A 10,095-nucleotide genomic window follows, 5' to 3' on the forward strand; every position below is an offset into this window, starting at 1 on the left:
ATGGACCGCCCCATGAAACTCCTGATTGCAGCCTTGGTGATCGCGTTGGCGGTGTTCCCCTGGCTCGTGCAAAACCCCTACTACGTTCATCAACTGACCGTCATCGGCATCTACGCGATATTGCTGTTCGGACTCGACATCGTGATTGGTTACACCGGAGAGATATCGCTCGGTCACGCTGGACTGTTCGGCGTGGGCGCATACAGCACTGGCCTGTTGCTAGCGAAGGCCGGACTGCCATTCTGGGCGGTGCTGCCGGCCTCCATGGCGATTACCGCCTTTATCGGCAGTTTGCTTGCGGTCCCCGCGCTACGCGTGACGGGACCCTATCTGGCAATGGTCACCCTGGCGTTTGGAACCATAGTCGGCATCCTGCTCAACGAGATGGACTTCCTGACCAATGGGCCAGAAGGGTTGCAGGTGCTCAAGCCAGTCGTGCTCGGACATCAGGTGACGGGAGTCGATTTCTATTACTTCACGCTGTGCGTGGTCGCGCTGACGCTCGTCGGCGTGACGCGGCTTCTCGGATCGCACATCGGCCGTGCGTTCGTCGCGCTGCGTGGAAGTCCGGTTGCCGCAAACTGCATGGGCGTTTCCGTGCTCCGCTTCAAGGTACTTGCTTTCGTTGCCAGTGCCGCATTGGCGGGGCTGGCGGGTGGCATGTACGCCTTCTCGGAGGAATACATCGCGCCGAATACGTTCAACTTCGAGCTTGCGACACTATTCCTGTTAGGCATCACGCTCGGGGGCCGCAGGACGCGCTCGGGCGCGATCGTCGGTGCCGCGGTGGTGGTCGGGCTGCCTGGTCTTCTATCGGACGTGACCTTGTTTCGCGAGATCACCGTCCTCATCGCCGCTGCGGCGGTGGTGTATCTGGGCTGCAGCGCAGTGCGCCGGCGACTGAAGACAAAGCAGCTGGCCGTGACGTTCGCAGCGCTCGCAGCCTTCGTCGTCTTTGCCTTCACGCTGAACGATATATCCCAACAGCGCCTCACGATCTTTGGCCTGTTGATTCTAGGCGTGGTCTATTGCCTGCCAGACGGCATCATGGGTTACGTCCTCCAGATGGCGAGAGGCTGGCGCCCCATGCCGTTGCGTGACAGTGTGGCTGATCGCTCCGCAGGGGCGCGGCAAGCAATCCAATCGGTACGGAACGGACTGACGGGGCAACCACTGCTCGAGGCCAAAGGGCTTGTCATGCAGTTCGGCGGCCTGAAAGGATTGGACGGAGTGGATCTCGTCGTCGCAAGCGGCACGGTTCACGGGCTGATTGGTCCGAACGGCTCGGGCAAAAGCACCATGATGAATGTGCTGAGTGGCGTCTACTCGCCGAGTGCAGGCACGGTGCACCTGCGCGGAGCGTCGATAGGCGGCCGGCATTCATCATCCATCGCCCTTTCAGGGATAGCGCGCACGTTTCAGAATGTGCAACTCTTCGGCGAGATGACGAGCGTTGAAAACGTGCTCGTCGGTTTGCATCACACCTTCGGTTCGTCATGGCTGGACGTTCTTTTTAACACGCGCCGCTACCGTACCGAAGCTCGTGAAGCTCTACAGCATGCGCTTGCCCTGCTCGAGTTCGTCGGGCTGGACGACGCGGCCTTTGATAGCGCATCGAGTCTGCCGTACGGACGCATGCGACTTCTAGAAATCGCACGAGCACTCGCGCTTGGCCCGAGCCTGCTGCTTCTCGACGAGCCCGCTGCCGGGCTGCCCCCCGCGGCGCTCCCGGATCTCGTCGCGATCATTCGGAAAATTCGCGAACGCGGTATTTCGGTCGTACTCATCGAGCACCACATGGATGTCGTGATGAGCCTCTGTGATCGCGTTACGGTGCTGGACTTCGGCCACAAGATCGCGGAGGGCGCGGCGCCCGACGTCAGGCGCGATCCAAAGGTCATCGCTGCCTATCTGGGTTCCGACGCTGGGCACGAAACGTCGCACGATGCCGGTGTGCTCAAGCACCCAGCGGAACGCGGCAAAAACTCGGAGATCGTTCGCGGAGAGGCGTCATGCTGAAGGTCGCAGATTTGAGTGCGGGGTATGGGCCGACGGAAGTACTGCACGGCGTTTCGTTCGAGGTGCAGAAAGGAAAGGTCGTGAGCCTCATCGGCTCGAATGGCGCCGGCAAGTCGACGACGATGCGGGCCGTGTCCGGCATGCTCCGGCCAAAGGCAGGGGCCGTGCTGCTCGACGGCGTCGACGTGACCGGGTGGGACGCATATCGCATTGCGCGCAACGGCCTCGCGCATTCGCCGGAGGGGCGGCGCGTGTTTCCTACGTTGAGCGTTCTCGACAATCTGAAACTCGGCGCATTTTGCCGATTCGCCGGCTGTCGCAGCAAAGGTGATATTCCGGGCGATCTGGAGTGTGCGATGGATCTCTTTCCGCGCCTCAAGGAGCGGCGTACTCAGCTCGCCGGCACGCTTTCCGGCGGTGAGCAGCAGATGCTCGCGATGGCAAGGGCGGTCATGCTCAGACCCGAGATCATGCTGCTTGACGAGCCGTCCATGGGACTCGCACCAATTCTCGTGGAAGAAGTGTTTCGCATCATCGAACGGCTCAAAACACAGGGCGTCACCATGCTGCTCGTCGAGCAATTTGCTGCCGCCGCGCTCGAAATCTCTGACTACGCCTATGTGCTGGAAAGCGGCCGCATTGCACTGCACGGACCGTCGGATGAATTGAAAGCCAATCCAGCGGTCCGCTCTGCATATCTCGGCGGGCACTAAACAACTCAACCTGAAGGTTTCTTGATGGACATGTCTAAGGGGTACATCTTTGCCGAACTCGATGTCACGGATTCGGAGCGGTTCTATTCGGAGTACATGACTCGTGTAGGCCCTGTTCTCGAACGATACGGCGCCACGTTCCTGATCGCAGGCGGGGACCCCGAGGTCGTAGAAGGCGGCAGAACCGTGAAGCGCGTGGTGCTTCTCGAATTCGAAACGCGACAGCATGCCAAGAATTTCTATTATTCAGAGGCCTACCAGGAAATTATCGACTATCGGTTCCAGTCGGCGCGCAGCCACCTGTATTTCCTGGCGGGTGTAGCCCCCGATCAACCTGCGCATCGTGCGACCTGAAGCGAGGCTCTCATGACGAACATAATTTACGACTACGTGATCGTAGGCGCCGGATCGGCGGGATGCGTGCTGGCCAATCGTCTCTCGAAGGATCCTCGCAACAAGGTGTTGCTGCTCGAAGCGGGGGGCGAAGACCAGAATGTCTGGATCAAGGTGCCGGCCGGCGTGCCTCGCGTGATCGCGAATCCCAAGCTGACCTGGGGCTACACATCGGACGAAGAGCCAGGGCTAAACAACCGCAAGATCATCTGGCCACGCGGCAAGACGCTCGGCGGCAGCAGCGCGATAAACGGGCACGTATACATGCGTGGAACTGCGGCTGACTACGATGCGTGGAGTGAATTAGGCAACGCCGGGTGGTCCTGGGCCGACGTGCTGCCCTATTTCAAGCGCAGTGAGTGTCACTACCTGGGGGCGAGTGAGTTGCATGGGGACCGCGGGGAACTTCACGTCTCGCCGCTCCATGAGCCGCATCGTGCATCGGAAGCCTTTGTCGAAGCTGCGACTCACGCGGGTATTCCAAGGAACCATGACTTCAATGGGGTCACGCAGGAAGGCGTGGGTTATCTGCAGTTCACCATTCATCAAGGGCAGCGGGACTCCGCTGCGGCCGCTTTTCTGCGGCCGGTGCGCAACCGACCGAACCTGTCCGTCGAAACTGGCGCACTGGCCGAATGTATCGTGCTTGAAGGACGCCGGGCCACGGGCGTGAGGTATTCAGTGGGTGGCATTTCGCGGCAGGCGGCCGCGCGCCAGGTGATCGTATCGGCGGGCGCAGTCAATTCCCCGCAATTACTGATGCTGTCTGGAATCGGTCCTGTGGAGGAACTGCTTTCGAATGGAATCTCGGTAAGGCACGCCCTACCGGGTGTCGGCCGTAACCTTCAGGATCATATCTACGCTCATTGTCTGGCGAGCGTCGACCCTTCGTTTTCGATCAACAAGATGATCGCCAGCAACTGGCGCATGATTCCTGACGTGCTCCGCTACATGACTTCGAGACGCGGATTGCTCACCTCGGCCGCGGCGCAGGTCGGAATGTTCCTCCGTTCAGGAGCGCACACGAAAGTGCCAGACCTGCAGGTGCAAATGCGGCCTTTCAGCATGATCAGCAAGGGCGGCATGTACAAAGCCGAGAGCGCACCCGCGGTGACGGCGTCTTGTACCTTGCTTAGACCCTACTCAACCGGATCCGTCTCGCTTCGTTCGCGTGATCCGCGAACGGCGCCGAGGATGGTCGCAAACTATCTGTCGGATAGCCGCGATGTGCAACCGTTGATCGAAGGCATCCGGGTGATCCGCAGGATCTTTGAGCAGGCTCCGTTCCGTGAACATTTTAAAGGTGAGGTACTGCCCGGCAGCCGGTTTCAGACCGACGAACAGCTCTCGGAATATCTGCGCGCGAGCGCACAGTCGATGTACCACCCCGTTGGTACTTGCAAAATGGGCAATGATCGGGACGCCGTGGTCGACCACGAACTTCGGGTGCGGGGAATCGAGGGGCTGAGAGTCGTCGATGCGTCTATCATGCCGCGCATTCCATCCGGGAACACCAATGCACCGACGATCATGATCGCGGAAAAGGCGGCGGACATGATTCTTGCGGACTCCAATACCGCTTTCTCTGGAATTCCTGGGCAGGCGGCCTAAAGCCAGATGTCCTCCGCAGCTGGCGGAGGACGACATGGATGATGAATATCGCAGGAGGTTTTCGCTATGTCAGAAACGCGTGGAATGCGTCACTCGTTGGAAGAGTCGGGTGACATGGTTGAGGAGCGCAACTTGCGGAAGCTGTGCGTCACGGAGTCAATGGACGCCACGGATACTGCGGGAGCGACGCTAAGTCTTGATGACTGGATGAGTAGTTCACTGCCATTTACATGTACCGAATGGTGAGGCGAACCGATGCCGTAGCGTAAAAAATCTGTCTCGCCCGAAAACCAGAGGGCACCACCATTTGCTCACTGGCGAGGGCACCTCGCCAGTCGCGCTTACAGAATTCCACTGCGAAGGTACTCAAGGCATAAAAAATGACGACAAAAAAACCGGCTCAACTCTCCGTGAGGGCGCGCATTTTTATCCTGGTCCTTGTGTCTATCGTGGGATTGGCGATACTGAGTGGATCGGCACTTATACGTGTCAAGCAAAGAGTCATTCAGGGGCGTCAGGACAAGCTCCATACTGTCGTCGACCTCGGCGTCGGCATCATGAATTATCAATATCAGCTTGCACAGGCCGGCAAGAAGACCGAGGCTGATGCAAAGCAATCCGCACTCGAAGAGCTTGCATCTCTACCCTATAGCCGAAACGGCGCATTCTTTGGCTACGACCGAAATGGCATACAGATTCTGGCGCCCGAGTACCCTCAATTGATAGGAAAGGATCTGTCGCAGTTGAAGGACGCGCAAGGCACGATGGTCGTTCAGGACATGATGGCCGCAGCGCGCGGAGGTGGCGGATTTTCGCACTTCTGGTATCCGAAGCCCGGAGAGCAGGTACCGAAAGAGAAATTGACCTATTCAGCACAGTTTTCACCTTGGGGTTGGGTGCTGGTCGCGGGACTCTACATCGATGACGTGGACGCCGACTTCTACTCGGATCTCCTGAAACTTGGAAGTGAGGCCGTTGTTTTGCTGCTTGTTCTTCTCGTAGTCGGGTGGCGGATTACGGGCAGCATCATGCAGACCTTAGGTAGTGAACCTGCATATGCCGCGAACGTAGCAATGCTGCTTGCAAGGAACGATTTGACGTGTGACGTTGAGCTAAAGCCGCGAGATCAATCGAGCTTGCTGTACGCACTCAACGAAACGGTCAAAAATCTAACGGCGACAGTGTCTCGAATCCAGATTGCAAGTTCGGCTGTGGCCAGCGCTTCTCAACAGATCGCGGCTGGAAACTCAGATCTATCGGCCCGGACAGAGGAACAAGCCGCATCGCTGGAAGAAACCGCGGCCAGTATGACGCAGTTGGCCGAGGCGATAAAGCAGAACGCAGACAATGCGGGACACGCAAATATTCTGGCGACCCGGGCGACGGGTATGGCCGATGCGGGCAATGAAGCCGTCCAGCACATGGTCGCTACGATCGAGAGAATCAGCGGCAGTTCCACAAAGATTTCCGAAATCACTGGTGTAATCGAAAGCATTGCATTCCAGACGAATATCCTCGCTTTGAATGCGGCAGTGGAGGCCGCACGTGCAGGCGAACAGGGACGAGGGTTTGCCGTTGTCGCGAGTGAAGTGCGTGGCCTCGCGCAACGCTCTGCGACAGCAGCTGGGGAAATCAAGCAGTTGATCGGCTCGTCGGTCGAGATGATTCAGCACGGCGCGAAACAGGCAGCAGAGGTGGGTTTGACGATGGGGCAGGTCAAGCAAGCGATTAAGCAAGTTTCCGATTTCGTCGGCGAGATTGCGGCGGCATCTGAGGAACAAAGCCGCGGCGTTGAACAAGTGAATCAGGCGGTGTCACAGATGGACGAGGTGACGCAGCAGAATGCGGCCCTCGTCGAGCAGGCTGCGGCTGCTGCGCACTCGCTCGAACAGCAAGCGAAAGATCTAAATGATGCGGCCTCGGTATTCAGGTTGGTCGACACGGTGTGATTTGGTCAGCAAGATTTCACGCAACATGTGTCCAATTTTTAAGGATGAGATGTGATTAGCTTCCTCCCGGAAACACTGCATTAGAAGTTTGCGGGTTTACCCTAACGCCGACGCCTCTTATTCTGATATCAACCGTTGCAGACAACCGATGTCGCGGTGATTTCCGAAACTACATTCGAGGTGTCGAGTATGAATTCTTCTCTCAGAGCTATTGCCGTTACTGTCGCTTTGGCGATTCCAAGCTTGTCGTTTGCGCAATCGAACCAACCGCTCACACGCACCGAGGTGCGTGCGCAGCTCGTCCAACTCGAACAGGCTGGCTATCGTCCTGCGCCAGGTCAAAATCCTCATTACCCGGATGACATTCAGGCGGCCGAAGCGCGCGTTGCCGTGCAAGCCCAGACGATCGGGAACGTGAGCGGATACGGTACGCCGTCAACGGGTTCGCTCGAATCTGGTTCGCGCAATGCAGTCGCGCAAGGTGGTGTGACGTCGCTCTATAAGGGCCATTGAAGTACGACGCGCCGATGCCGATCCTCGTCAATCGACTTGCATGAAATCTGCCGTGGGCCGACTTCACCGCCGCGCCAGGTGTATGCCCGCCAGCATGCAGCGCACAGAGCCGCCCGCGAGCTCGATGGTCGGCACGTCAAGGGGCAGCAATCGAGCAGAGCGCTCGATCAATTCGCGCTGGCGATGTGTTAGACAATCGTACGCACGCCGCGACAGTGCGAGCACACGTCCATCGTGGCCGGACAGTTCAAGAGCGTTGCCCGCAAAGCTGACGATCTGCGAATTTTCAAGCGCAATGACCGAGCGACCTGTTTCCACGAGCCGCTGACGTACTTTCTCGCGTTGGTTGGCGTCCACGATCAGATCGAGACCGACGAGAGCGAACGCCGTGGCGACGCTCATCATCACATTGGTGTGATAGATCGGCCGACCGCTTTCATCGGCAGTATCGAAGCAGATCGGCTCGAAGTTGAAGTGCGTGCAAAACCTTTCGAGCACAACCGGATCGGCGCGGAGCGAACGCGCGGTATATGCAATGCGGCCGATGTGGTCGAGCACAATCGCTCCTGTTCCCTCTAGGAAGACATCGTCGTATTCAAGTCCGGAATAATCGATGACGTCTTGCACACGGTACTCGCTTTTCAGCGATTCGATGACGTCGGTCCGCCGTTCGCGCCGGCGACTGGGGTTATACATGGGGTAGAGGGCGATGTGTCCGCCGGAATGGGTAGAGAACCAGTTGTTCGGAAACACCGAGTCAGGAGTGTCGTGCTCGCCTTGATCGTCGAACAGGTGGACACGTACGCCCGCGTCGGATAGAGCGTGCGCAGCGGCCGTGACTTCGTCACGGGCCGTTGCGGCCAGTTCGCCGCGTTGTGCTTCGCTGTCTACCGGGGCTGCACGCTGAAACGCGTTGTCCTCAGCGGTGTCGGGGTTGGGAAAAAAGCGATGCGGCCGGATCATCACGACAGCGGGCGGTGCCTGAATGGAGGCGTGGTTCATAGGCGTTAGCACAAGGCAGAGAACATGACGTTGCAGTGCACGGTAGCCGCTTAACGGGCAAAAGCGGGGAAATTGGCATGGACAGGTGCCGCGCCTGTTCTGTGCGTACTCGATTCACCGACCAACGCGAACAGGTTTTTGGGGTCCGTCGCAGGCGGAATCAGTGAAATGTCGACGCCGGCGTCATGCTCCTGCGCAAGCGCGTACAGGTGGCGCAACGCGGAGTAATCTTCAAGCGCGAAGCCAACGGAGTCGAACACCGTGACCTGTGCCGCGTTTTCACGGCCGATTGCTTCGCCTTGCAGCACACGCCAGAGTTCGATAACCGGGAAGTCTTCTGGCATTTGCTGGATGTCGCCTTCGATGCGGGTCTGTGGCTCATATTCGACGAACACGCGGCTTGCTCGCAGCACGTCGGCGTGCAACTCTGTCTTCCCCGGGCAATCTCCACCTACCGCGTTCAGATGCATACCGGGTTCAAGCATGTCGGGGGTGATGATGGTGGCGTATGCCTTGTCTGCCGTCACCGTTGTCACGATATCGGCTCCGCGCACCGCTTCGGCGATTGACCCGGCGCGGACGATCTTGAGTGCCGGCATGGTCGACAGATTGCGCACGAGCTTGTCCGTCGCGGCTTTGTCAATGTCGAAGACGCGGATTTCATCGATGCCGAGCTGAGTGTGAAAGGCGATCGCCTGAAATTCGCTTTGCGCGCCATTGCCGATCAGCGCCATCCTGCGTGATTCGGGGTGGACGAGGGCGCTCGCCGCAAGGATCGAGGTGGCCGCGGTGCGCAACGCCGTGGTGAGCGTGAGTTCCGCGAGCAGCAGCGGATAGCCGGTATCGACGTCGGCCAGCGCGCCGAACGCCATGACGGTGTGAATGCCGCGTTCAGTGTTGACCGGGTGACCGTTCACGTACTTGAAGCCGAAGAGCCTCGAGTCTGCGATTGGCATGAGCTCGATCACGCCTTCTGGCGAATGGCAGGCGATGCGTGGCGATTTGTCGAATTCGCCCCATCGAAGGTAGTCAGCCCGTAAGGTGTCAACGAGCTCGCTGAGAAAACGAGCGACGCCGGTGCGCGCAACCAATCGACTGGTAGCGGGAACGTCGAGAAAGCGGGTCATGTCTGTCTCCTGTGGTGGAAGCGGCGTCTTGCGCCACTCGATGGGAGCCATTATTTCCGTGAGTGCAGCTAACATAAAGCCGGCAAGGTGAGCAAAAACGCCGATAAAATGAGCAAATTGACGGAATTACATGGCAATCTGTTCAGTCGGGGTGCGTCCGGCCCAGAGAAACGGTTACCTTAGCGGTGTGAGCGTCATTGGCGTGTACGGGGAGAAGACCACATGATCAATCTGGATGACGTCGACCGTCAGCTCATCGCACTGCTGCGCGATAACGCGCGCTCGTCTGTCGTCACGCTGGCGAAGCAGTTGAGAGTGGCGCGGGCGACGGTGCAAAACCGTCTAACCCGGCTCGAAATGAGCGGTGTGATCGTCGGCTACACGATTCGGCTAAAGCCTGCAGTCGAGAAGCACCGCATCCGGGCGCTGATGTCGATCGTTGTGGAGGGTAATCGGGCGGCCGAAATCGTCAAGGTGCTGCGCGGTCATCCGAACGTCGCGAAGATTCACAGCACAAATGGACGCTGGGATCTGGTTGCTGAACTGCAGGCGGATTCGCTGGAAAACTTCGATCGTGTTCTCGGTGCGATTCGTTTGATTGACGGCATTGTCAATACGGAAACCAGCATCCTGTTGTCCACTCACAAGGCTTGATCGACGGCGGTCACCGTGGCTAGGGAAGGTCTGCACAACTCGTTTTCAGAGCGCCGACCTCTTGCCACTTGAACCGAGTTGGCCATGAGAATCTGCCGACAGGTTGGTCGTCCG

At 58.6% G+C, this 10,095-nt stretch carries 9 protein-coding genes; 7 read left to right on the forward strand and 2 right to left on the reverse strand.

Features of this window, described 5'->3' with window-relative positions:
* The 6 genes from DVS29_RS34505 to DVS29_RS34530 all read left to right on the forward strand — a co-directional run bounded on the left by DVS29_RS34505 (position 1) and on the right by DVS29_RS34530 (position 7,198).
* Complete coding sequence (locus DVS29_RS34505; RefSeq protein WP_205962578.1) at positions 1 to 2,019, forward strand: branched-chain amino acid ABC transporter ATP-binding protein/permease; 2,019 nt, start codon at positions 1 to 3, stop codon at positions 2,017 to 2,019.
* Entirely contained in the window at positions 2,013 to 2,732 is a 720-nt protein-coding gene (locus DVS29_RS34510; RefSeq protein WP_118185449.1) for an ABC transporter ATP-binding protein, read from the forward strand. The genes DVS29_RS34505 and DVS29_RS34510 overlap by 7 nt, the downstream gene beginning before the upstream one ends.
* Before the next feature lie 24 nt (positions 2,733 to 2,756).
* Complete coding sequence (locus DVS29_RS34515) at positions 2,757 to 3,086, forward strand: DUF1330 domain-containing protein (protein WP_118185452.1); 330 nt, start codon at positions 2,757 to 2,759, stop codon at positions 3,084 to 3,086.
* A gap of 12 nt (positions 3,087 to 3,098) precedes the next feature.
* Positions 3,099 to 4,736, forward strand: coding sequence for a GMC family oxidoreductase (locus tag DVS29_RS34520; RefSeq protein WP_118185454.1), 1,638 nt, complete (start codon positions 3,099 to 3,101; stop codon positions 4,734 to 4,736).
* Between the two features lie 380 nt (positions 4,737 to 5,116).
* Complete coding sequence (locus DVS29_RS34525) at positions 5,117 to 6,685, forward strand: methyl-accepting chemotaxis protein (RefSeq protein ID WP_118185456.1); 1,569 nt, start codon at positions 5,117 to 5,119, stop codon at positions 6,683 to 6,685.
* Between the two features lie 189 nt (positions 6,686 to 6,874).
* Positions 6,875 to 7,198, forward strand: coding sequence for a DUF4148 domain-containing protein (locus tag DVS29_RS34530; protein WP_118185458.1), 324 nt, complete (start codon positions 6,875 to 6,877; stop codon positions 7,196 to 7,198).
* 63 nt (positions 7,199 to 7,261) lie between these two features.
* Here DVS29_RS34530 and ctlX read toward each other — a convergent pair whose 3' ends face one another.
* Both ctlX and DVS29_RS34540 read right to left on the reverse strand, forming a co-directional pair.
* Complete coding sequence (ctlX, locus tag DVS29_RS34535) at positions 7,262 to 8,200, reverse strand: citrulline utilization hydrolase CtlX (RefSeq protein ID WP_118185460.1); 939 nt, start codon at positions 8,198 to 8,200, stop codon at positions 7,262 to 7,264.
* Between the two features lie 50 nt (positions 8,201 to 8,250).
* A complete protein-coding gene (locus DVS29_RS34540) occupies positions 8,251 to 9,327 on the reverse strand; it encodes an ornithine cyclodeaminase (protein WP_118185462.1) in 1,077 nt (358 codons plus the stop codon).
* Positions 9,328 to 9,549: 222 nt separating this feature from the next.
* On the opposite strand from DVS29_RS34540, the gene DVS29_RS34545 reads away from it, so the two are divergent.
* Complete coding sequence (locus DVS29_RS34545; protein WP_118185464.1) at positions 9,550 to 9,981, forward strand: Lrp/AsnC family transcriptional regulator; 432 nt, start codon at positions 9,550 to 9,552, stop codon at positions 9,979 to 9,981.
* Positions 9,982 to 10,095 lie beyond the last annotated feature (114 nt).

The sequence above is a fragment of the Paraburkholderia phosphatilytica genome, from assembly GCF_003443895.1.
Taxonomy (GTDB): domain Bacteria; phylum Pseudomonadota; class Gammaproteobacteria; order Burkholderiales; family Burkholderiaceae; genus Paraburkholderia; species Paraburkholderia phosphatilytica.

Bases quoted from the DNA above. Each gene is read 5' to 3' on its own strand.
- DVS29_RS34505 (WP_205962578.1), top strand. From the start codon at position 1: ATGGACCGCCCCATGAAACTCCTGATTGCAGCCTTGGTGATCGCGTTG.
- DVS29_RS34510 (WP_118185449.1), top strand. From the start codon at position 2,013: ATGCTGAAGGTCGCAGATTTGAGTGCGGGGTATGGGCCGACGGAAGTA.
- DVS29_RS34515 (WP_118185452.1), top strand. From the start codon at position 2,757: ATGGACATGTCTAAGGGGTACATCTTTGCCGAACTCGATGTCACGGAT.
- DVS29_RS34520 (WP_118185454.1), top strand. From the start codon at position 3,099: ATGACGAACATAATTTACGACTACGTGATCGTAGGCGCCGGATCGGCG.
- DVS29_RS34525 (WP_118185456.1), top strand. From the start codon at position 5,117: ATGACGACAAAAAAACCGGCTCAACTCTCCGTGAGGGCGCGCATTTTT.
- DVS29_RS34530 (WP_118185458.1), top strand. From the start codon at position 6,875: ATGAATTCTTCTCTCAGAGCTATTGCCGTTACTGTCGCTTTGGCGATT.
- ctlX (WP_118185460.1), bottom strand. From the start codon at position 8,200: ATGAACCACGCCTCCATTCAGGCACCGCCCGCTGTCGTGATGATCCGG.
- DVS29_RS34540 (WP_118185462.1), bottom strand. From the start codon at position 9,327: ATGACCCGCTTTCTCGACGTTCCCGCTACCAGTCGATTGGTTGCGCGC.
- DVS29_RS34545 (WP_118185464.1), top strand. From the start codon at position 9,550: ATGATCAATCTGGATGACGTCGACCGTCAGCTCATCGCACTGCTGCGC.